The organism is Pseudomonas ovata (assembly GCF_003131185.1).
GTDB lineage: Bacteria > Pseudomonadota > Gammaproteobacteria > Pseudomonadales > Pseudomonadaceae > Aquipseudomonas > Aquipseudomonas ovata.
Map to the genome: position 1 here is coordinate 269,584 of NZ_QFFU01000004.1, position 22,367 is coordinate 291,950.

General features: G+C 63.4%; 20 protein-coding genes. 11 read left to right on the plus strand and 9 right to left on the minus strand.

Going from position 1 to position 22,367, the window contains the following annotated elements; translation table 11 throughout:
- Nucleotides 1-116: 116 nt before the first annotated feature.
- The 3 genes from rho to DGA31_RS08255 form a co-directional block, all read right to left on the minus strand.
- On the minus strand, nucleotides 117-1,376 hold the full coding sequence (rho, locus tag DGA31_RS08245) for a transcription termination factor Rho (RefSeq protein ID WP_056841185.1): 1,260 nt from the start codon (nucleotides 1,374-1,376) through the stop codon (nucleotides 117-119).
- Between the two features lie 237 nt (nucleotides 1,377-1,613).
- A complete protein-coding gene (gene trxA / locus DGA31_RS08250) occupies nucleotides 1,614-1,943 on the minus strand; it encodes a thioredoxin TrxA (RefSeq protein ID WP_109512189.1) in 330 nt (109 codons plus the stop codon).
- 123 nt (nucleotides 1,944-2,066) lie between these two features.
- Nucleotides 2,067-2,771, minus strand: a complete 705-nt coding sequence (locus tag DGA31_RS08255) for a FadR/GntR family transcriptional regulator (RefSeq protein ID WP_056841183.1) — start codon at nucleotides 2,769-2,771, stop codon at nucleotides 2,067-2,069.
- A gap of 250 nt (nucleotides 2,772-3,021) precedes the next feature.
- On the opposite strand from DGA31_RS08255, the gene DGA31_RS08260 reads away from it, so the two are divergent.
- From DGA31_RS08260 to ppx, 5 genes are all read left to right on the plus strand, one after another.
- Nucleotides 3,022-3,807 (plus strand): transporter substrate-binding domain-containing protein, encoded by a 786-nt coding sequence (locus DGA31_RS08260; RefSeq protein WP_056841182.1) that lies wholly within the window; start codon nucleotides 3,022-3,024, stop codon nucleotides 3,805-3,807.
- A 30-nt stretch (nucleotides 3,808-3,837) separates the two neighbouring features.
- Nucleotides 3,838-4,503 carry an amino acid ABC transporter permease gene (locus DGA31_RS08265; protein ID WP_109512190.1) on the plus strand — a complete coding sequence of 222 codons (666 nt, stop codon included), beginning with the start codon at nucleotides 3,838-3,840 and terminating at the stop codon, nucleotides 4,501-4,503.
- Nucleotides 4,500-5,153 (plus strand): amino acid ABC transporter permease, encoded by a 654-nt coding sequence (locus tag DGA31_RS08270; protein WP_082481818.1) that lies wholly within the window; start codon nucleotides 4,500-4,502, stop codon nucleotides 5,151-5,153. The genes DGA31_RS08265 and DGA31_RS08270 overlap by 4 nt, the downstream gene beginning before the upstream one ends.
- Nucleotides 5,137-5,874: an amino acid ABC transporter ATP-binding protein gene (locus tag DGA31_RS08275; RefSeq protein ID WP_109512191.1), complete on the plus strand. Its 738-nt coding sequence runs from the start codon at nucleotides 5,137-5,139 to the stop codon at nucleotides 5,872-5,874. Before DGA31_RS08270 ends, DGA31_RS08275 begins: the two co-directional genes overlap by 17 nt.
- 82 nt (nucleotides 5,875-5,956) lie before the next feature.
- A complete protein-coding gene (gene ppx / locus DGA31_RS08280; protein WP_056841508.1) occupies nucleotides 5,957-7,459 on the plus strand; it encodes an exopolyphosphatase in 1,503 nt (500 codons plus the stop codon).
- Here the strand turns inward: ppx and ppk1 are convergent.
- Both ppk1 and hemB read right to left on the minus strand, forming a co-directional pair.
- Entirely contained in the window at nucleotides 7,446-9,701 is a 2,256-nt protein-coding gene (ppk1, locus tag DGA31_RS08285) for a polyphosphate kinase 1 (RefSeq protein WP_056841178.1), read from the minus strand. The genes ppx and ppk1 overlap by 14 nt on opposite strands.
- A gap of 19 nt (nucleotides 9,702-9,720) precedes the next feature.
- Nucleotides 9,721-10,731 carry a porphobilinogen synthase gene (hemB, locus tag DGA31_RS08290; RefSeq protein ID WP_109512192.1) on the minus strand — a complete coding sequence of 337 codons (1,011 nt, stop codon included), beginning with the start codon at nucleotides 10,729-10,731 and terminating at the stop codon, nucleotides 9,721-9,723.
- Between the two features lie 230 nt (nucleotides 10,732-10,961).
- Between hemB and DGA31_RS08295 the strand changes: the two genes are divergently transcribed.
- From DGA31_RS08295 to DGA31_RS08320, 6 genes are all read left to right on the plus strand, one after another.
- The gene (locus DGA31_RS08295; protein ID WP_056841176.1) at nucleotides 10,962-11,618 is read left to right on the plus strand and encodes a DedA family protein; all 657 of its coding nucleotides are present in this window, start codon (nucleotides 10,962-10,964) and stop codon (nucleotides 11,616-11,618) included.
- Between the two features lie 119 nt (nucleotides 11,619-11,737).
- Entirely contained in the window at nucleotides 11,738-12,409 is a 672-nt protein-coding gene (gene elbB / locus DGA31_RS08300; RefSeq protein WP_109512193.1) for an isoprenoid biosynthesis glyoxalase ElbB, read from the plus strand.
- A 302-nt stretch (nucleotides 12,410-12,711) separates the two neighbouring features.
- Nucleotides 12,712-14,103: a COG3014 family protein gene (locus DGA31_RS08305; protein ID WP_109512194.1), complete on the plus strand. Its 1,392-nt coding sequence runs from the start codon at nucleotides 12,712-12,714 to the stop codon at nucleotides 14,101-14,103.
- Nucleotides 14,104-14,121: 18 nt separating this feature from the next.
- The gene (locus DGA31_RS08310; RefSeq protein WP_056841173.1) at nucleotides 14,122-14,493 is read left to right on the plus strand and encodes a YcfL family putative periplasmic lipoprotein; all 372 of its coding nucleotides are present in this window, start codon (nucleotides 14,122-14,124) and stop codon (nucleotides 14,491-14,493) included.
- 38 nt (nucleotides 14,494-14,531) lie between these two features.
- Complete coding sequence (gene lpoB, locus DGA31_RS08315; RefSeq protein ID WP_109512195.1) at nucleotides 14,532-15,122, plus strand: penicillin-binding protein activator LpoB; 591 nt, start codon at nucleotides 14,532-14,534, stop codon at nucleotides 15,120-15,122.
- A gap of 3 nt (nucleotides 15,123-15,125) precedes the next feature.
- Entirely contained in the window at nucleotides 15,126-15,878 is a 753-nt protein-coding gene (locus DGA31_RS08320) for a hypothetical protein (RefSeq protein WP_056841171.1), read from the plus strand.
- Between the two features lie 546 nt (nucleotides 15,879-16,424).
- Here DGA31_RS08320 and DGA31_RS08325 read toward each other — a convergent pair.
- The 4 genes from DGA31_RS08325 to DGA31_RS08340 all read right to left on the minus strand — a co-directional run bounded on the left by DGA31_RS08325 (nucleotide 16,425) and on the right by DGA31_RS08340 (nucleotide 22,321).
- Nucleotides 16,425-17,129 carry a GntR family transcriptional regulator gene (locus tag DGA31_RS08325; RefSeq protein ID WP_109512196.1) on the minus strand — a complete coding sequence of 235 codons (705 nt, stop codon included), beginning with the start codon at nucleotides 17,127-17,129 and terminating at the stop codon, nucleotides 16,425-16,427.
- Between the two features lie 67 nt (nucleotides 17,130-17,196).
- Nucleotides 17,197-18,954, minus strand: a complete 1,758-nt coding sequence (locus tag DGA31_RS08330; protein WP_109512240.1) for an acyl-CoA dehydrogenase family protein — start codon at nucleotides 18,952-18,954, stop codon at nucleotides 17,197-17,199.
- Between the two features lie 242 nt (nucleotides 18,955-19,196).
- On the minus strand, nucleotides 19,197-20,438 hold the full coding sequence (locus DGA31_RS08335; RefSeq protein WP_109512197.1) for a thiolase family protein: 1,242 nt from the start codon (nucleotides 20,436-20,438) through the stop codon (nucleotides 19,197-19,199).
- Complete coding sequence (locus DGA31_RS08340; RefSeq protein WP_241509550.1) at nucleotides 20,435-22,321, minus strand: feruloyl-CoA synthase; 1,887 nt, start codon at nucleotides 22,319-22,321, stop codon at nucleotides 20,435-20,437. The genes DGA31_RS08335 and DGA31_RS08340 overlap by 4 nt, the downstream gene beginning before the upstream one ends.
- Nucleotides 22,322-22,367: the final 46 nt, after the last annotated feature.

Consider the following 22,367-nt stretch of genomic DNA (forward strand, 5'->3'; position numbering starts at 1 on the left):
CAGCCGGTCGCGGTGGTCCGGCATTCCGGCAGAGCGCGCTCCTACCGGGGGGGGGAATTTGATATTCAATAAAAAATGGCGCCCCGAAGGGCGCCATTTTCATGAGCGGCTGCCTGTCACTTGCGTTTCATGGACAGGAAGAACTCATCGTTGGTCTTGGTCGTCTTGAGCTTGTCGATCAGAAACTCGATCGCGGCGACTTCGTCCATGGGGTGCAGCAGCTTGCGCAGGATCCACATGCGCTGCAGCTCGTCGTCGGCGGTCAGCAACTCTTCGCGGCGGGTGCCGGAACGGTTGATGTTGATGGCCGGGAAGACGCGCTTTTCGGCGATCTTGCGGTCCAGGGGCAGCTCCATGTTGCCGGTACCCTTGAACTCTTCGTAGATCACTTCATCCATCTTCGAGCCGGTCTCGATCAACGCGGTGGCGATGATGGTCAGCGAGCCGCCTTCTTCGATGTTACGCGCCGCACCGAAGAAACGCTTTGGCTTCTCCAGGGCATGGGCGTCGACACCACCGGTCAGCACCTTGCCGGAGCTCGGGATCACGGTGTTGTAGGCGCGCGCCAGACGGGTAATGGAGTCGAGCAGGATGACCACGTCCTTCTTGTGCTCGACCAGGCGCTTGGCCTTCTCGATGACCATCTCGGCCACCTGGACGTGACGGGTCGGCGGCTCGTCGAAAGTCGAGGCAACCACTTCGCCGCGCACGGTGCGCTGCATTTCGGTTACTTCTTCAGGACGTTCGTCGATCAACAGGACGATCAGGTGCACTTCAGGGTTGTTACGCGTGATGTTCGACGCGATGTTCTGCAGCATGATGGTCTTGCCGGCCTTGGGCGGCGCAACGATCAGGCCACGCTGGCCCTTGCCGATCGGCGCACACAGGTCGATCACCCGACCGGTCAGGTCTTCGGTGGAGCCGTTGCCGGCTTCCATCTTCATGCGGATGGTCGGGAACAGGGGCGTCAGGTTCTCGAACAGGATCTTGTTCTTGGCGTTCTCGGGACGGTCGTAGTTGATCGTGTCGACCTTGAGCAGCGCGAAGTAACGCTCGCCTTCTTTGGGCGGGCGGATCTTGCCAACGATGGTGTCGCCGGTGCGCAGGTTGAAGCGACGGATCTGGCTGGGCGAGACGTAGATGTCATCAGGGCCGGCCAGATAGGACGCGTCCGCGGAACGCAGGAAACCGAAGCCGTCCTGGAGAATCTCCAGCACGCCATCACCAGAAATTTCCTCACCGCTTTTCGCGTGCTTCTTGAGCAGGGAGAAAATCACATCCTGCTTGCGCGAACGGGCCATATTTTCTATGCCCATCTGTTCGGCCATTTCGAGCAGATCGGTAATCGGCTTTTGCTTGAGTTCAGTCAGGTTCATATGGGAATGAAGTAATCGTATATGAGGGGAAATTAAGCATTTTGCTTAATGAGACCGCGCCGCAGAGATGGCGAAAGGATCGCGTACTGAATCGAAAGGAGAGCGTCGGCGACGGCTTGCAGGGGGCTACGGAAGACACCATAGCGGGGCCGAATGTAACACCTGGATTTGCAGGCGTCTAGTGCGAGGCTTGAAAAAAACCCCGCGATTCGCGGGGTCTTGGCAAGCCTGTAAAGCTTAGATGTTCGCGTCCAGAAAGGCCGCCAGTTGCGACTTGGACAAGGCGCCCACCTTGGTGGCGGCAACATCGCCGTTCTTGAACAGCATCAGGGTCGGAATGCCACGCACGCCGTGCTTGGCCGGGGTTTCCTGGTTTTCGTCGATGTTCAGCTTGGCAACGGTCAGCTTGCCTTCATAGGTGCCGGCAATTTCGTCCAGCACCGGGGCGATCATCTTGCACGGGCCACACCACTCGGCCCAGTAGTCAACCAGTACAGGGCCTTCTGCCTTGAGGACATCGGTTTCAAAGCTGGCGTCGGTGACGTGTTTGATCAGGTCGCTACTCATGGAATTCTCCGAATCGGTAGGCTAAAAAACGTGACCCATCATAGCGGGCCTGCCGGCATTCAGGAAGTCAGGGTTGATTGACTCTGTCTATGAGGGTGCATGAGGCGGGTTATAGCGCATTCCTCAGGTGGCCGGCGAGACAAATACGATGCCGGTGCGCAAGGCCGCGCCGCGAATATGCTCCTGCATGGCGCGCTGGGCCGGGCCGCTGGCATGGCGTGCCAGCGAGCGCAGGATCTTGCGGTGTTCCTGCCAGGTTTCCATGGCCCGTGAAGCCCGGATGAATGGCATTTTCTGGCTTTCCAGAAAGATATCGGCCCCGGAGGTCATGATGCCCAGGATCGCCTGATTGCCACTGGCCACCAGAATCAACCGATGAAACTCGAAGTCCAGCCGGGCAGCGGCTTCGAAGTCACCGCTGCGCAACTCCAGGCGCATGGCCTCGACGTTGTCTTCCAGCACATCACGCTCGTCGGCGGTCAGCGTCACGGCCGCCAGGCCTGCCGCAAAGCCTTCCAGGGCATAACGCAGCTGGAACGTATCGGCCGGCGAGGCCTGGGCGCCCTGCGGCCAGGAAAATCCCGGGCTGCGCGATTGTGGTTCATGCAGCGACTGCACAAACACACCCTTGCCCGGCTGTACGCTGACCAGGCCCATGGCGCTGAGCGAAGACAGCGCTTCGCGCAGCGAAGCGCGGCTGACGCCCAGTAACACCGCCAGGTCGCGCTGCGAGGGCAGGCTGTCGCCAGGCTGGTAGCCCTGCTCGACAATCAGTTTGCGGATGGCCCTGAGGGCCGATTCGGGTACGGCAAGGGAGGGGGTGAGCATCACTGTTCAGGCCAGTCGGTCCGGTAAAAACCCCTTTTATCCTTATCAGCGTCATCGGGCAAGCGACGCCCAGTGCTGGGGCGACAAGGCCTGGCGGCGCTCCAGGATTGGGCGCAGCCCTGAGCAACTGTTCAGACCAGTAAGACCAAATCAGCGCTGAAAGCCTTGATTTACCGTTGCCGGCAAAGGTATGGCATGGCCTGTGCACTGGTGCTTGTGCCCACCTTATCGCGCCATCCGGAGATGCCTCATGACCAAGCGTTACAGTGCTCTGCTCGCGGCTTTGTTTACCAGTCTGGCCCTCAGCCAGGCACCGGCCCACGCCAATGGCCTGGACGACATCACGACACGCGGCACCCTGAAGGTGGCAGTGCCCCAGGACTTCCCGCCCTTCGGCTCGGTCGGCCCGGACATGAAACCGCGCGGCCTGGACATCGACACGGCCAAGCTGCTGGCCGACCAGTTGAAGGTCAAGCTGGAGCTGACCCCGGTCAACAGCACCAACCGCATCCCGTACCTGACCACCGGCAAGGTCGACCTGGTCATTTCCAGCCTGGGCAAGAACCCCGACCGCGAAAAGGTCATCGACTTCTCGCGCGCCTATGCGCCGTTCTACCTGGCTGTATTCGGCCCGCCTGACGCACCGATCAAGGACATGGCCGACCTCAACGGCAAGACCATCAGCGTGACCCGTGGCGCCATCGAGGACATCGAGCTCAGCGCCGTCGCGCCACAGGGCGCGACCATCAAGCGTTTCGAAGACAACAACTCGACCATCGCCGCCTACCTGGCCGGGCAGACCGACCTGATTGCCAGCGGCAACGTGGTCATGGTCGCCATCAGCGAGCGCAACCCCAAGCGCGTTCCGGCCCTGAAAGTGAAGCTCAAGGACTCGCCGGTCTATGTCGGTGTGAACAAGGGCCAGCCCGAACTGCTGGGCAAGGTTAATGAGATCCTCAATGCCGCCAAGGCCGACGGCACGCTGGAAAAAGCCTCGACCACATGGCTCAAGCAACCGCTGCCGGCTGACCTCTGATCGCTTGAGTCGCACTGACGAGACCCGCTCATGGCTTATGACTTCGACTTCACACCGGTGGTGCAAAACACCGACCTGTTGCTGCGCGGTGCGCTGTTCACGCTGGAGCTGACCGCCATCGGCACGTTGCTCGGGGTTGGCCTGGGCATCATCGGGGCGCTGGTCAGGGCGTGGAACATCAAACCGTTCTCGGCGATCTTCGGCGTCTATGTCGAACTGATCCGCAACACGCCGTTTCTGGTGCAGCTGTTCTTCATCTTCTTCGGCCTGCCGTCGCTGGGGCTGCAGATCAGTGAATGGCAGGCGGCAATCCTGGCCATGGTGATCAACCTGGGCGCCTATTCGACAGAAATCATCCGCGCCGGTATCCAGGCCATTCCCAAGGGCCAGCTTGAAGCGGCCGCCGCGCTGGCCATGACCCGCTTCGAGGCGTTTCGGCATGTGGTGCTGGTGCCGGCGCTGGGCAAGGTCTGGCCGGCGCTGAGCAGCCAGATCATCATTGTCATGCTGGGCTCGGCGGTGTGTTCGCAGATCGCCACCGAAGAGCTGAGTTTCTTCGCCAACTTCATCCAGTCACGCAACTTCCGCGCCTTTGAAACCTACATCGTCACCACCCTGATCTACCTGTGCATGGCCCTGTTGATCCGGCAATTGCTGGCCTGGGTCGGACGACGCTACATCGCGAGGAACGGCTGATGGATTTCACGCTTTGGGACATCCTGCGCAACCTGCTGACCGGCCTGCAATGGACGCTGGCCCTGTCGCTGGTGGCGTTCATCGGCGGCGGGCTGGTCGGGCTGCTGGTGATGGGCATGCGCCTGTCGAGCAAGGCCGGCCCACGCTGGCTGGCGCACATCTATATAGAGCTGTTTCAGGGCACACCGCTGCTGATGCAGTTGTTCCTGGTGTTTTTCGGCGTCGCCTTGCTGGGCCTGGACATTTCGCCCTGGGCGGCGGCGGCCGTGGCGCTGACCCTGTTTACCAGTGCGTTCCTGGCCGAGATCTGGCGCGGTTGCGTCGAGTCGATCGGCAAGGGCCAGTGGGAAGCCTCGGCCAGCCTGGCCCTGAACCCGCTTGAGCAGATGCGCTACGTCATCCTGCCCCAGGCCTTGCGCATTGCCGTGGCGCCCACCGTGGGCTTCTCGGTGCAAGTGGTCAAGGGCACGGCGGTGACCTCGATCATCGGTTTCACCGAACTGACCAAGACCGGCAGCATGCTGGCCAACGCCACGTTCGAACCCTTCATGGTCTACGGGTTTGTGGCCCTGGGCTATTTCATCCTGTGCTATCCCCTGTCGCTTTGCGCGCGCCAGCTGGAAAGGAGGCTGCATGCCACCACTGCTTAGAGTTTCCGCACTGCACAAGTACTACGGTGACCACCATGTGCTCAAAGGCATCGACCTGACGGTCGAACAGGGCCAGGTGGTGGCCATCATCGGCCGCAGCGGCTCGGGCAAGAGCACGCTGCTGCGCACGCTCAACGGCCTGGAGTCGATCAACGACGGGGTGATCGAGGTCGACGGCGAATACCTGGACGCCGCCCGCGCCGACTTGCGCAGCCTGCGCCAGAAGGTCGGCATGGTGTTCCAGCAGTTCAACCTGTTCCCGCACCTGTCGGTGGGCGAGAACGTCATGCTGGCCCCGCAGGTGGTGAAGAAGACCTCGCGCAGCGAGGCCGCGACCCTGGCCCGGAAGATGCTCGACCGCGTCGGCCTGGGCGACAAGTTCGATGCCTTCCCGGACCGGTTGTCCGGCGGCCAGCAACAACGCGTGGCCATTGCCCGGGCACTGGCCATGTCGCCCAAGGTCTTGCTGTGCGACGAAATCACTTCGGCGCTGGACCCCGAGCTGGTCAACGAAGTGCTCAGCGTGGTGCGCCAGCTGGCCGCCGATGGCATGACGCTGATCATGGTCACCCATGAAATGCGCTTTGCCCGCGAAGTGGGCGACAAACTGGTGTTCATGCATCAGGGCAAGGTGCATGAAACCGGCCACCCGAAAGACCTGATGGCCCACCCGCAGACCCCGGAGCTGGCCAACTTCATTGGCTCGGTCGAGCAGGCCTGATGCCAGCATCCGCAGCTTCGCGTTGGCTACAGGCATGGATCGTGGCACGATGGCGCGGTCACTGACCGAGACTCATCTGATCATGCCCCATACCAAAATCAAGAATTTCTCCCTGATCGCCGCCATCGACCTGGGCTCGAACAGCTTCCACATGGTGGTGGCCAAGGCCAACGAGGGTGAAATCCGTATTCTTGAGCGGCTGGGCGAGAAGGTTCAGCTGGCTGCCGGGATCACCGAAGAGCGCCAGCTCACAGAGGAGTCCATGCAACGCGGCCTGGACTGCCTCAAGCGCTTTGCCCAACTGATCAACGGCCTGCCCCTGGGCGCGGTGCGCATCGTGGGCACCAACGCCCTGCGCGAGGCGCGCAACCGCAATGAGTTCATCCACCGTGCCGAGGCCATTCTCGGTCATACCGTGGAGGTCATCTCGGGCCGTGAAGAGGCGCGCCTGATCTACCTGGGCGTGTCGCATACCCTGGCCGACACCCCTGGCAAGCGCCTGGTGGCCGACATCGGCGGTGGCAGTACCGAATTCATCATCGGCCAGCGCTTCGAGCCCCTGCTGCGCGAAAGCCTGCAGATGGGCTGCGTCAGCTTCACCCAGCGTTATTTCCGCGACGGCAAGATCACGCCGGCGCGTTATGCCCAGGCCTACACTGCTGCCCGCCTGGAGCTGATGAGCATCGAGCAGGCCCTGCACCGCCTGAAGTGGGATGAGGCCATCGGTTCGTCCGGCACCATCCGCGCCATTGGTACGGTGCTCAAGGCCAACGGCCACGGCTCCGGCGAGGTCAATGCCGAAGGCCTGGCCTGGCTCAAGCGCCGCCTGTTCAAGCTGGGTGACATCGAGAAAATCGACTTCGACGGCATCAAGCCCGACCGCCTGGCGATCTTCCCGGCGGGCCTGGCGATTCTGGAAGCCATCTTTGATGCGCTGGAATTGCAGCGCATGGACCACTGTGAAGGCGCGCTGCGCGAAGGCGTGCTCTACGACCTGCTGGGCCGCCATCACCATGAAGACGTGCGCGAGCGTACGCTCAAGTCGCTGATGGACCGCTATCACGTTGATCTGGAACAGGCCGGCAGGGTCGAGCGCAAGGCCCTGCACGCGCTGGAGCAGGTGGCCGAAGCCTGGGACCTGCAGGACGAGAACTATGCCGAGCTGCTGAGCTGGGCCGCCAAGGTGCATGAAGTGGGCCTGGACATCGCCCACTACCATTACCACAAGCACGGCGCCTACCTGATCGAGCACTCCGACCTGGCCGGTTTTTCACGCGAGGACCAGCAGAAGCTGGCATTGCTGGTGCGCGGCCATCGCCGCAATATTCCCAAGGACCGGTTTGCCGAGTTCGGCGACGAGGGCATCAAGCTGATCCGCCTGTGCGTGCTGCTGCGCTTTGCGATCCTGTTCCACCACATCCGGGGCACCCAGGAAATGCCGCAGGTGGTCCTGCGCGCCGATGGTCCGAACCTCGACGCACAGTTCCCGGCCGGCTGGCTGGAGAACAATCAGTTGACCCAGGCCGACTTCGCGCTGGAAGCGGAGTGGCTGACCCGGGTCGGGATCGTCTTCAGTTCACGCTGATCACCGGATTGCTCAGGCGCTCCAGCAGGGTCGCCTGGGCACTGCGGGGGTTCTGGTTGCCGGTCGGGGTGCTGCGCACATAGCGCCCGTCCGGCTGCAGCAGCCAGCTGTGGGTGTTATCGGTCAGGTAAAGCTCCAGCTCTTTCTTGACCCGTAGCAACAGCTTCTTGCCCTCCACCGGGAAGCAGGTCTCGACGCGCTTGTCGAGGTTGCGCTCCATCCAGTCGGCACTGGACAGGAACAACTGCTCGTCACCGCCATTGAGGAAGTAATAGACCCGGGTGTGCTCCAGGAAGCGGCCGATGATCGAGCGCACCTGGATGTTATGCGACACCCCGGCAATCCCTGGGCGCAGGCAGCACATGCCACGCACCACCAGGTCGATCTTGACCCCGGACTGGCTGGCCTTGTACAGCGCGCGGATGACCTTGGGGTCGGTCAGCGAGTTGAACTTGGCCATGATGTGCGCCGGCTTGCCCTCGAGCGCAGCCTGCGCCTCGCGGGCGATCATGTCGAGGATGCCCTTCTTCAGGGTGAACGGCGCATGCAGCAGCTTTTTCATGCGCAGCGTCTTGCCCATGCCGATCAACTGGCTGAACAGCTTGCCGACGTCCTCGCACAGGGCGTCGTCGGCGGTCAGCATGCTGTAGTCGGTGTACAGGCGGGCGTTGCCGGCGTGGTAGTTACCGGTGCCCATGTGCGCATAACGCACGATTTCCCCGGCCTCGCGGCGCAGGATCAGCATCATCTTGGAGTGGGTCTTGAAGCCGACCACGCCGTAGATCACCACGGCACCGGCCGCTTGCAGGCGGCTGGCCAGCAGCAGGTTGGACTCTTCGTCGAAGCGCGCGCGCAACTCGATGACCACCGTGACTTCCTTGCCGTTACGCGCCGCATCCACCAGCGCATCGACGATCTCGGAGTTGGCCCCGCTGCGGTACAGGGTCTGGCGCACCGCCAGCACATGCGGGTCCTTGGCGGCCTGGCGCATCAGGTCGACCACCGGGGTGAACGACTCGAAAGGGTGCAGCAGCAGGATGTCCTGCTTGCGGATCACGCTGAACAGGTTGTCGCTGTTCTGCAGCAGCTTGGGAATCGCCGGCGTGAACGGCGGGTATTGCAGCTCGGGGTGGCTGTCCAGGCCGGTGATGCTGAACAGGCGCGTCAGGTTGACCGGCCCGTTGACCCGGTACAGCTCCGACTCGTTCAGGCTGAACTGCTTGAGCAGGTAGTCCGACAGCTGTTTGGGACAGGTGTCGGCCACTTCCAGGCGCACCGCATCGCCATAGCGTCGCGAGAACAGCTCGCCGCGCAGGGCGCGGGCCAGGTCTTCGACGTCCTCGGAATCCAGCGCCAGGTCGGCGTTGCGGGTCAGGCGGAACTGGTAGCAGCCCTTGACCTTCATGCCCTGGAACAGGTCGTCGGCATGCGCATGGATCATCGACGACAGGAACACGAAGTTGTCGCCCGGGCCACCAACGTCCTCGGGCACCTTGATGACCCGCGGCAGCAGGCGCGGTGCCGGGATGATCGCCAGGCCCGAGTCACGGCCGAAGGCATCGACGCCTTCAAGCTCGACGATGAAGTTCAGGCTCTTGTTGACCAGCAACGGGAACGGGTGGGTCGGGTCCAGGCCGATCGGGGTGATGATCGGCGCGATCTCGTCACGGAAATAGCGGCGCACCCAGGTCTTGAGCTTCACCGTCCAGTAACGACGACGGATGAAGCGCACCTGGTGCTTTTCCAGCTCCGGCAACAGGATGTCGTTGAGGATCGCGTACTGGTGGTCGACATGACCGTGTACCAGGTCGCTGATACGGCTCAGCGCCTGATGCGGCTGCAGGCCGTCGGCACCGGCCTGTTCGCGGGCGAAATTGATCTGTTTCTTGAGACCCGCCACGCGGATCTCGAAGAATTCATCGAGGTTGCTGGAAAAGATCAGCAGGAACTTCAGTCGTTCCAGCAACGGGTAGGACTCATCCAGCGCCTGTTCCAGCACGCGAATATTGAACTGCAACTGCGCCAGCTCGCGGTGGATATAAAGGCTGCTGTCGTCCAGGTTCGGCACGACCGCAGGCACGGCGGCGACGACCGGAGCGTCGACCACCGGGGCCTCATTGAGCTGAGCCTCGACAACCGGCGCCTCGACAGGCGGGGTCGGCTTGATTTCAGGCTCAACCACGGTTGCAGCCTCCTGAACATCGACTTCTACAGTGGCTTGGGTGAGTCCTTCGGTATTCATGAATGTTCCTGTGAGGAGGCTATTGCCCTTTTAACAGTTGAGCGGCGCGCACGGCAAAGTAAGTCAGGATGCCGTCTGCGCCGGCGCGTTTGAAAGCGGTGAGCGATTCGAGAATCACCCCCTCGCTCAGCCAGCCATTCTCGATCGCGGCCATGTGCATCGCGTACTCGCCGCTGACCTGATAGACAAAGGTCGGGACCTTGAATTCGTCCTTGACCCGGTAAAGGATGTCCAGGTATGGCATGCCCGGTTTGACCATGACCATGTCAGCGCCTTCGGCCAGGTCGGCCGCCACTTCATGCAGCGCCTCGTGGCTGTTGGCCGGGTCCATCTGGTAGGAGGCCTTGTTGGCCTTGCCCAGGTTCAGCGCCGAGCCGACCGCATCGCGGAACGGGCCGTAGTAGGCACTGGCGTACTTGGCCGAGTAGGCCATGATCCGGACATTGACGTGCCCGGCCAGCTCCAGCGCTTCACGGATGGCCTGGATGCGGCCGTCCATCATGTCCGACGGCGCCACGACCTGGGCACCGGCTGCGGCATGGGACAAGGCCTGTTTGACCAGCGCATCGACGGTAATGTCGTTCTGGACGTAGCCTTCTTCATCAAGGATGCCGTCCTGGCCGTGGGTGGTAAACGGATCCAGGGCCACATCGGTAATGACGCCCAGCTCGGGAAAGCGGTCACGCAAGGCGCGGGTGGCGCGCTGGGCAATGCCGTCCGGATTCCAGGCTTCGGCACCCTCCAGGGATTTCTTTTCGACCGGGGTCACCGGAAACAGGGCGAGGGCCGGAATGCCCAGTTGCACCCATTGCTCGGCTTCCTTGAGCAGCAGGTCCACCGACAGGCGCTCGACACCCGGCATCGACGCCACCGACTCGCGGCGGTTTTCGCCATCGAGCACGAAGACCGGCAAAATCAGGTCGTCGACCGTCAGCACGTGTTCACGCACCAGACGACGGGAAAAATCGTCGCGGCGGTTACGACGCAGGCGAGTGAGAGGGAACAGGCGGTTGGCGGGGGTAAAACTCACGGCAAGACTCCTGAGCCCGCATACGCGGGCAAGCGCGACAGTTATAAGCCGCCATTATGACCAATGTGTGACACTTTAAGTGCGGCGTGCGACCCAAGGCCGCAACAGGGCCCTGGCACTTCAAGGGCCAGTGTGCTTGTTACATTCTTTAACGTCGAGACACGGCTGGGTGCTTTCCAGTTTGTCGTGAGCGGGTTAGGCTGCGTGCTCATTTCGCCAGCATCCAGACAATGCTCCAGAATTTTCTTAATGATTACGGCTACCTCGCCCTTTTCATAGGCACCTTTTTCGAAGGCGAAACCATTCTGGTTCTTGCCGGATTCCTGGCGTCTCGCAGCTACATGGACCTCAACACTGTCATGGTCGTTGCCTTCTGCGGCAGCTATGCCGGCGATCAGTTGTGGTACTTCATGGGTCGCAAGCACGGGCGCAAGCTGCTCGCGCGCAAGCCGCGCTGGCAAGCCATGGGCGACAAGGCGCTGCGCCTGGTGCGCAAGCACCCCGACCTGTGGGTGCTGAGCTTCCGCTTCGTCTATGGCCTGCGCACGGTCATGCCGGTGGCCATCGGCCTGTCCGGCTACCCGCCTGCCCGCTACCTGCTGCTCAACGGCATTGGTGCGGCGGTCTGGGCCATTGCCCTGGCCTCGGCGGCCTACCACTTCGGTGCGGTAATGGAAGGCCTGCTGGGCAATATCAAGAAGTACGAGCTGTGGGTCCTGGGTGGCCTGCTGGTGCTGGGCCTGGGCCTGTGGCTGCGCCGACGCCTGAAGAATGCACGCATCGCCCGTGAAGAAAAGCTCCAGGCGGCTGCCGCACCTGTCGTTGTCGACCGCGACGACGCCCCACTCGACCTGGCCAAGCCCGACCTGGCCAAGAAAGACGACTGAACCCTGCGGCCATGCCTGACCGGCATGGCCGTGCGCATTGAACGCCCGCCGGCTGATACGATCTCTCTTTCACGCGTTTCTGGTTCTGTTACCAGTTCCCCTGATGGAGAGTCCTCGACATGCACAAGAAAGTGGCCGTAATCCTGTCCGGCTGTGGCGTCTATGACGGCGCCGAAATCCACGAAAGCGTACTGACGCTGCTGCGCCTGAGCCAGCGCGGTGTCGAGGTGCAGTGCTTCGCCCCCGACATTGCGCAACGGCATGTCGTCAATCACCTGACCGGCCAGGTCGCCGACGAGTCACGCAATGTACTGGTGGAGTCGGCGCGCATCGCGCGTGGTGCCATCCAGGACATACGCCAGGCCCAGGCGGGCGACTTCGATGCCGTGCTCGTCCCCGGTGGCTTCGGCTCGGCCAAGAACCTTTCCAGCCTGGCCGTCGAGGGCGCCGCCTGCGAAGTGCAGGGCGATGTCCTGGCCCTGCTCAAGGCCTTTGCCACCGCAGGCAAACCCGTCGGCCTGATCTGCATCACCCCGGCCCTGGCGGCGAAGATCTATGGCCCTGGCGTGGTCTGCACCATTGGTAACGATGCAGACACCGCCGCGACCATCGAGCAGATGGGCGGCATCCACAAGGCGTGCGCGGTCGAAGACATCATCGAAGACACCGGACACAAGCTGGTGACCACCCCGGCCTACATGCTGGCGCAAAACATCAGCGAGGCCGCTGCCGGCATCAACAAGCTGGTCGACCGCATCATTGAGCTGACGCATGAGCAAGATCCGGCCTGAAAAGCTGTTTCTGAATATTGGAAATGTTTCAAGGCAGGCCCCCGGAGGTCGCTCGACACCGTGAGAAAACGCCGGTTACCGGGCATATTTACCGTCGAAAGTGTGACGAACCTCCGGGAACAAAATTAAATAGCCATTGTCATCGCCGACCCTGAGTTTATAATTCCGCGCCCACGGCACATCACGGGATCCAATCCCCACTGCGGTGGTACGCGTTTTTTCAGGCAGCCCGCCCTGCCTGGCCATTGGACTGGCACTGCGGGCATCCATGGCCCTAGCCATCGAATTCAGGGAATAGAAGCATGTCCTCTCGTGCGTTGACCGCGCTTACGCTGATCGTTGCTGTACAACTGGCCGGCTGCGCCGCCTTTCGCAGCTACGACGACGAGCTCAAGGAAACCAACCAGCAACTCACCGCCGGCAACATCGTCGGCGCCCTGGCCACGCTGGAAAAAAACAACACCAGCGCCGACAAGGACCTGCTCTATTACTTCGAGAAGGGCGAACTGCTGCGTGCCAGCGGTGACCTGGACGGCAGCCAGACCGCCTGGCGTGCAGCCGACCAGGTTGTCTACAAATGGGAAGAGTCGGTCAAGTTCGACACCGACAAGTACCTGGCCCAGTTCGGCAGTTTCCTGGTCAACGACAAGGTGCGCCGCTACGAAGGTTATGACTACGAAAAAGTCATGCTGACCACGCAGATGGCCCTGAACCTGCTGGCGCGCAACGATTTCGACGGTGCCCGCACCGAAATCAAGAAGACCCACGAGCGTGAAGCGGTGATCGCCGAGCTGCGCGACAAGGAATACCTGAAAAGCGAGCAGGAAGCCGAGAAGCAAGGTGTACGGACCGAATTCCAGGACCTCAAGGGCTACCCGGTCGCCTCGCTGGACGCCCCTGAAGTGGTCAGCCTGAAAAACAGCTACCAGAGTGCGTTCAGCCATTACCTGTCCGGTTTCGTCTATGAAGCCCTGGGCGAGAAAGGCCTGGCCGCCCCCGGTTACCGCAAGGCGGTAGAGCTGCGCCCGCACACCCCGCTGCTTGAAGACGCCCTGAAAAAACTCGATGGCAACGCCACCAAGGCCGGCGAAAGCGATGTGCTGCTGATCGTGCAAAGCGGCTTCGCGCCAGCCCGCGACTCGGTGCGCATCCCGCTGCCGCTGCCGATCAGCGGCAACCTGGTCATCACCCCGCTGTCGTTCCCGGTGGTGCGTGCAGACACCAGCACCCCGACCTTCAACCAGGTCAGCCTGAACGGCAAGCCACTGAACCTGACCCTGCTCAACAGCACCACCGCCATGTCGCGCCGCGCGCTGCGTGACGACATGCCGGGCATCATCGTGCGCACCACCGTGCGCGCCATCACCCGGGGCGTGGCCCAGAAGCAGCTCAACGACGTCAACCCGCTGGCAGGCCTGGCCGTCGGTATCGCCTCGGCGGTCACCGAAGGCGCCGACACCCGCACCTGGCGCACCCTGCCGGACAACACCCTGGTGGCACGCATTCGCCTGCCCCAAGGCCAGCATCAGGTCACCCTGCCCACCGCGCTGGGCGGTGCACAGGTGAACGTCAAGATTGATCGTCCCTACCAGGTAGTCTCCCTGCGCGCCGTGGGCAACCAGGTGTTCGCCGACGGTCAGATCGCCCAGGTCGTGCCATCGGCGACAACCCAGGCTATCGCCACTGCCAAGTAATCTTTCAAGGAGCTTCACATGCGTATCAAGATCCTCGGCGTGCTGGCCCTGGCCCTGCTCGCCGGCTGTGCCACCCCGCCGCCACCGGCGCCTGGCAGTGCCGCCAGCAAGGTCGTGCCGATGGGCGACTTCAAGAACATCGAGGTGGGTGCCATTCGCGTCGCACGCGAAAACGGCTTCCTGACCGTCAAGGCGCAACTGACCAACACCAGCAGCCGCAACAGGACCCTGTACTACCGCTTTGCCTGGCTGGGCAACGACGGTTTCCCGGTGGCCGATGAAGAAAGCTGGAAGCCGCTGAGCCTGTATGGCTCGCAAAGCACCATCCTGCCGGGCATCGCACCGGTGCCGCGTGCCACCGACTTCCGCATTGAAGTCAACACGCCTTGATCCGCCTGCCTTTTCGTTCAGTTCAAGAGAGACCCGACATGTCGTTCATCCGTCTTTGCTCCATCGCCGCCGTCGCCGTGCTGGCCACCGGTTGCGCCAACAACTCCCCGACCCTGGGCAGCAAGAACATCAGCTACGGCGACACCAAGGCCGTCGAGACCGTAACCAACGAGTTCGGCTCCACCGACCTGCAGATGATCGCCGAGAGCATGACCCGCTCGCTGGCCCAGTCCGGCATCCTGCAAGGGCGCCCGGTGGTCCAGGTCTATGATGTGAAGAACAAGACCAGCGAGTACATCGATACCCGCGAAATCACCAACTCGATCAAGACTCAGTTGATGAAGAGCGGCACTGCCCGCTTCTCCAGCGACAACAACCAGATGCAAAGCCAGGTCGACCAGCTCAAGCTGCAAAACCAGAGCGGCCTGTACAAGCAGTCGACCGTGGCCAAGACGGGCAACATGATCGCCGCCAAATACCGCCTTGAAGGGTCGATCAGCTCGATCGTCAAGCGCAGCAGCGACTACAAGGACGTCTTCTACAAATTCACCCTGCAACTGATCGACGTCGAAAGCGGTCTGGCCGAGTGGATGGACGAAAAAGAAATCCGCAAGACCACGGAGCGCTAAGCAATGCGTGCATGGATCGCAACCCTCGGCCTGCTGTTCGCCTTCGGCGCCCAGGCCGCGCCCAAGGTGGCCGTGACCGACATGGCGTTCCAGGAGCGCGTGGAGCAGTACATCCGTACCGTCTCGGCGCGCGCCAATGTCAATGCCCATGCCAACAACTACAGCGCAGGCTATAGCGGTTCGGCCAGCTACGACGAGTACGAGTCGCGCTCCAGCTACATCGAGCAGGGTGAACTGCGCAAGTTCAGCGGCGACATCAAGGGTGAGATTCTCAAGTCCGGCATGTTCCAGCTGGTGCAGGGCACCCCCTACACCGCAGGCGCCAAGGAAGACGTCTACGACGTCATCCGCCGGATCAAGAACGGTAATTTCAAGGGCGCCGACTACGTGCTGTTCGGCACCGTGTCGGACATCGATTTCCGTCAGGACATCAATGAGCTGGCCAATACCGACAGCTACTCCGCCGTACTGGGCATCACCTTGGTGGCCGACTTCAGCCTGATCAATACCCGCACCTTCGAAATCACCTCGGCCTTTACGGCGATGGGTGAAGGCCAGGACACCAAGCTGGTCAACAGTCGCGACATCAAGGTCTCGCTCAACCGTGGCCGGGTCGTGCGCGAAGTGTCCAAGACCATCGGCCTGGACGTTGCCCGGCAGATGCGCGAGCAACTGCGTGGCGAAGTGGAGTGGGTTGGCCAGCCCGTGCCACAGAACAACCTGCCCCGCGACGAAGCCCCGCGCATCCTGCGCTGAGCGCCACACCCCAAGAGCGGCCGCACGGCCGCTCTCATCAAAAATCAAAATAACCTATTGATTTTATTGGCTATTGAATTCCCCGCCTGTAGGAGCGCGCTTGCCCGCGACCGAGTGCGTAGCGCTCGCAAAATCTGCGAAACGCCACAAATTTATGATTGTGAACGTATTCAAAATCTATGAAACGCTGCAAATTTACGACTGCTACGCAGCCGGTCGCGGGCAGAGCGCGCTCCTACACCATTCCCATGTTTGCTGCGCGATAGCGCTCCGCCCTGTGCTAGGGTCTGTTGCCGTTTCATCACGGCCGCGCCGGCGCCTGTTTTGCCGCGAGGCAAGGCAGGAGCCGCGACGTTTGGTCATTCCAAATGAGTGGCGAGTAACGCAGTCTCGCGGCAAAACAGGCCCGGCCCTTCGGGTTGCGTGCCAAATCTCGCCATGCGGTGTTGGAGGACTTGAAAAGGGAGCGACCCTTTTCTGCGTCCTCCGCCTGGCCTGGCGAGATTGGGCCCAGCAACGCGGCTCGTGCTGAAACGGCAACAGACCCTAGCGCTGGATCACCTTCATGCGCTCGGCCGATGAGGCGCTGAAGATCTCGGCGTAGCGCAGGGTCGCATTGGCGTGCTCGCGCATGATTGCCTCGGCGCGGGCACCCTGGCGATTGACCAGCGCGTCGACGATCGAGTGATGCTGCATGTGCGCGTAGTTGAAGCGGCGGTATTCGCGGGCCATGTCGTGACGGTCGATGGCCAGAGCGCTGACCGAGGCAAACGGCAGATGGTCGTTGCGCGCCAGGGCGTCGGCAATCGCCGGATTGCCACTGCCTTCGACGATGATCTGGTGAAAGCGCATGTTCAGGTCGTGATAGGTCTCAAGGTCGTCCTCGGTCACATACCCTTTGTCGAACAGCGCATCGCCCTCGGCGAGGCAGGTGTGCAGTTGCGCACAGGCCTCGGCGCTCAGGCCACGCTCGGCGCTTTGCCGGGCGGCCAGGCCTTCCAGCACACCGCGCACTTCCACGGCCCCGGCGATGTCCTGGGGGCTGACCGAGCGCACCTGAAAGCCACGCCCCCCATGGCGCACCAGCAGCCCTTCCTGCTCCAGGGTGCGAAACGCAATGCGCACCGGCATGCGCGACACCCCGAACAACTCGGCGGTGGGCACTTCCATCAGTCGCTCGCCGGCCGCCAGTTCGCCCGAGGCGATCATCTTGCGCAGCGCAACCAGCACGGTCTGGCCGGGCTTGTTCATCCAGGCAGCTTCCAGTAGTCAAAGTGCCGCTATGGTAGCGCAGCCTGACGTGCTTGAGACCTGCCAGTCACCCCAGGAACGGCAACGTCGATCGGGCACTGTGCAGCCCGGCCATGTGCCGGTCGGCTTCGGGCAGCAGCCAGGTGAAGAAAAACTGCGCGGTTTGCAGCTTTTCCAGACGCCGCGGATCGTCCTCGGCCAGGCCTTGCGCAACCCGTGCAGCCCGGGTCCAGGCAAAGGCCAGCAGGGTCAGGCCGCACAGCGGCAAAAAGCTGCCGGCGGCGCGATAGGGGTATTCGGCGTCCAGGGCCGTTTGCTCGACACACAGCTGCCAGGCCTGCTCCAGCGCCTGGCAACGCTGTTGCAAGCCCTCGCCCAATGCCTGGCACGCCGGTGATCCGGCGGCCAGCCGGGCTTCGTTGTCCAGGACCGCGAGCAGCTGTTGCAGCGCCTCGCCGTTGTCGCCCAGCACCTTGCGCAGTAACAGGTCGTTGGCCTGAATTTCGTTACTGCCTTCGTAGATCATGGCGATGCGGCTGTCACGCAGGGTCTGTTCGATGGCGAACTCGCCGACATAGCCATAGCCGCCGAACACTTGCAGCGCCTGGCTGGCCAGATAAAAGCCGCGCTCGGTAAAGAACGCCTTGATGATCGGCGTCAGCAGGCCGGTCAATTGGGTGGCCTGGGCACGGGCCGCCGGGGTGGCGCCGTGGTCGGCCTGGTCGAGCAGGTGCCCGACCCAGTAACCCAGGGCGCGCAGGCCTTCGCTGCTGGCGCGCAGTTCCAGCAGGGTACGGCGCATGGCCGGGTGATAGTGCAGCGGGTCGGCGGCGCTGGCGGCCACGCCCGGTGGCCGGCACGGTGCGCGCATCTGCCGGCGCTCGGCAGCGTACTGGCGGGCGTTCTGCCAGGCCGCCTCGGCATGTCCCAGACCTTGCAGACCGACATGCAGGCGCGCCGAGTTCATCATCACGAACATGGCCGCCAGCCCTTGGTTCGGCTGGCCGATCAGCCAGCCCTGAGCCTGCTCGAACACCAGCGAACAGGTGGCGCTGCCCTTGATGCCCATCTTGTGCTCGATGCCGTCGCAGCGCACGGCGTTCAGACGGCCGTCGTCCAGCCGCCTGGGCACCAGAAACAGTGAAATGCCGCGGCTGCCGACCGGCGCGTCCGGCAGTCGCGCCAGCACCAGGTGCAGGATGTCATCACACAGGTCGTGCTCGCCGCCGGAAATGAACAGTTTGTTGCCGCTCAGCGCATGACTGCCATCGGCCTGCGGCTGAGCGCGGCTGCGCAACAGGCCGACGTCGCTGCCGGCCTGCGGTTCGGTCAGGCACATGGTCGCCAGGGCCTGGCCGCTGACCAGGTCAGGCAGGTAGCGCTCCTGAATCCACTGCGGCGCGTGCGCCTGCAAACACAGGCAGGCGCCCTGCACGATGCCGGTGTACATGGCCCAAGCGTGGTTGCTGGCGTAGAGCATTTCCTGCAAGGCGGCGTCGAGCACCTGCGGCAGGCCCTGCCCACCGTGCTGTTCGCTGCATGCCAGTGCCGGCCAGCCGCCCTCGACCCAGGCGCGGTAGGCGGCCTTGAAGCCTTCAGGAGTGCTGACGTTGCCGTCTTCGAAGCGACAGCCCTGGCGATCACCGCTGGCATTGAGCGGCACCAGCACGTCCTGGCAGAACAGACCGGCCTGTTCCAGCACCTGACTGGCCAGAGACGCATCGAGAAAACCGAACGCCTCGCTGTGCTGCCAGGTGGCCGGGGCGTCGAGCCAGTGCTCGATCACGAACTGCATGTCACGCAACGGTGGCTGGTAGTGCCACATGGCAATCTCCTTTGCCCAATGAAGGTTGAAGCTGCTGTAGGAGCGCGCTTGCCCGCGACCGGCTGCGTAGCAGTCGTAAATTTGCAGCGTTTCAAAGATTTTGAATGTGTTCACAGCCGTAGATTTGTGGCGTTTCAGAGAGTTTGCGAGCGCTGCGCACTCGGTCGCGGGCAAGCGCGCTCCTACGGGCGGTGAATTTAATAGCCAATGAAATCAATACGTTATTTTTTGATGAGAGCGGGTCAGCGGTGCCAGTCGGGGTTTTCGATGAGCATCGCCATGCCCTGTCCGCCGCCCACGCAGGCCGCGGCAATGCCATAGCGCAGATTGTGGTCGCGCAACTGGCGGGCCAGGGTCAGGACCAGGCGCAGGCCGCTGGCAGCCAGCGGATGCCCCAGGCCAATCGAACCACCGCGGCGGTTGAGCCGCTCGCTGTCGAGCTCCAGCGCACGGGCCACAGCCAAGACCTGGGCGGCCTGGGCTTCGTTGATTTCCAGCAGGCCGATGTCGTCCAGGTGCAGCCCGCTGCGTTGCAGCAACAGGCTGATGGCCGGCGCCGGACCGATGCCCATGTGCTCCGGGGCCACGCCGACCACCGCACTGGCGCGCAGATGCGCCAGCACCGGGCGGCCGAAGGCCGAAACCGGCCCGACCAGCGCCGCCGCTGCGCCATCGACCACCGCGCAACTGTTGCCGGCCGTCTGCACACCGCCCTCGTGCACGGCGCGCAACCGCGCCAGCGACTCCAGGCTGCTGGCACGCGGATGGCTGTCCTGCTCGACGCTGTCGACGCCACGCGGCAGATCAATACCGCGCGGCTGATAGCCGTCCAGTTCGAAGCGCTCGCGGGTCACGCTGAGGATTTCATCAGCCAGCCAACCGCTGGCCTGGGCTTGCAGGGTCAACTGATGGCTGCGCAGGGCATAGCGGTCCACGGCATCGCGCGGCAGGTCGTAATGCCGGGCCAGGCGGTCGGCGGTGGCGATCATGTCAATGCCGGGCGCCGGATCGTGCAGCGCCTCCCAGAGAAAATCCTTGAACTGCACCCCCGCGCCAAGCTTGAAGCCGTCGCGGTGGGTGTAGGCAGCAATGGGGTTGCGCGACATGGATTCGGCCGCCACACACAGCGCCAGTTGCGTGCCCTCGCCCACTTGCAGCGCGGCCTGGCGCAGCAGTTCGAAACCGGTGGCGCAGATGCGCTGTACACCCAGCGCCGGTACATTCAGCGGCACACCGCTGTACAGGCCGATGTGCCGGGGCAGCAGATAAGCATCGAAGCTGGCTTGAGCCATGGCGCCGGCCAGTACGCTGTCGACCTGGGCGCCGTCGAGCCCGGCGCGGGCCAACACCCCGCGACCGGCCTTGATTCCCAGGTCGATGGGCGAGACCTGCGCCAGCGCGCCGCCCAGGTCGACCCACGGCGTGCGCACCGCGTCGAACAGCGCGACATCGCTGAACGTCGAGTACTGGCCGGCGCCGCTCATGCCGGCGCCCCGACGGCCAGCGTACCGGCACGCAGAAGGGTGTCATCCTGGCCGCGATACAACGCCTCGACCTGGGCGGCACGCCACTGCAACACGGCGCGCTGGTTGATCGAGCCCTTGTCGGTGATCTCGCCACGGTCGATGGACGGCGGCTCGACCAGCAGCGCGATCCATTCCAGGCGGCTGGCGTTGCCGGTGGCGTCGGCATTCAGGCGCTGCAGCCAGGCGGCGAACCACTGGCGTACCGGGGCACTGGCCAGCACCTCGGCATCGCGGGCCTCGGTGCCGAGCCCGGCCAGTCGACGGCAGTCATGCAGGCGCGGGAACACCAGCGCGCCGAGGCATTCGCGGTCCGGTGCGGTGACCACGATGTCCTGCACATACGGCGAGCCTTCGAGCACCGCCCGGTTGCGCAGCGGGCCGACACTGACGAACACCCCGGACGACAACTTGAAGTCCTCGGCAATGCGCCCGTCGAACATCAGTCCCAGTTGCGGATCGGCCGGGTCGGCCAGCTTCAGGGCATCGCCCGAGCAGTAGTAACCCTCGCTGTCGAACGCCTCTGCAGTCTGCTGCGCCGAGCGCCAGTAGCCGGGCATGATGTGCGGCCCGCGAAAGCGCCCTTCCAGCTTGCCGTCCACCGGCACCAGGCGCACTTCGCAGCCCGGCGCCGGCAGACCGATGTAGCCGGCCTGCGACAGGGGGCCGGTGGTAAAAGTGCACGACGGCGAAGCTTCGGTCATGCCCAGCCCGGCCATCATGCGGATGCGCTCGCCGCAATGCTGTTCGGCAACCCGGTCGAGGCGGTCCCAGATGCTTTGTGACAGGCCGGCGGCGGCAAAGAAAAACAGCTTCATGCGCGCAAAGAACCGCTCGCGCAACTCGGCGTCCTGCTCCAACGCGTTGACCAGCTCTTCCCAGCCCTTGGGCACGGTCAGGTAAGCGGTGGGCGAAATCTCCTTGAGGTTGCGCAGGGTCTCGGCAAAGCCCTGCGGCGTCGGCTTGCCGTTGTCCAGATAGAAGGTGCCGCCGTTGTACAGCACGATGCCCAGGTTATGGCTGCCACCGAAGGTGTGGTTCCACGGCAGCCAGTCGACCAGCACCGGCGGCTCCTCGCCAAACACCGGGAAGGTCTGCAACAGCATCTGCTGATTGGCGCAGAGCATGCGCTGGGTGGTGACCACCGCCTTGGGCAGCTTGGTGGAGCCGGAGGTAAACAGGAACTTGGCAATGGTGTCGGGACCGGTGGCGGCAAAGGCAGCCTCGGCCTCGGCACCGCCGGGCTGTTCGAGCAAACGGGCAAAGGACGTCACGGTTCGGCCGGGCAGCTCGCCGCGCACGCTGATCACGGCCACGTCGGCCGGCAGCACGGCATCAATGGCTTTCTGGTAGTGGCTGGTATCGCTGACGAACACCAGGCCCGGTTGCAGCACCTCGCACACATGGCGCAGCTTGGCGAAATCCTGTGACAGCAGCGAGTAGGCCGGCGACACCGGGCAATAGGGGATCCCGGCGTACATCGCGCCCAGGGCGATCTGCAGGTGTTCGATGTCATTGCCCGACAACAGCGCCAGCGGCCGCTCGGCCGACAGGCCATAGCCGAGCAGGTGCTGGGCAATGGCCCGCACGTCATCGAGCATCCGCGCGTAGCTGACTTCGCGCCAGCCGCCCTGCGGGTCGCGGGCGGCGATAAAGGTCTGGTCGGGGCGCACCTCGGCCCAGTGCAGCAGGCGGTCGAGCAGGCGGTCCGGCCGCTCGGCCAGCGGTTCCAGGGCGCGCATGTGCAGCACGCCATCTGCTTCGGTCACCTGCACGGCGGGATGGCCGATGGACACCTGGCGGTAACGCGCCGGGTTCGTCCGGGCGATTGCGGGTTGGTTCACGTGCTGTTCCTCCATCGAGACCGGCCCTGCGGGCGGTCTCTGGCTG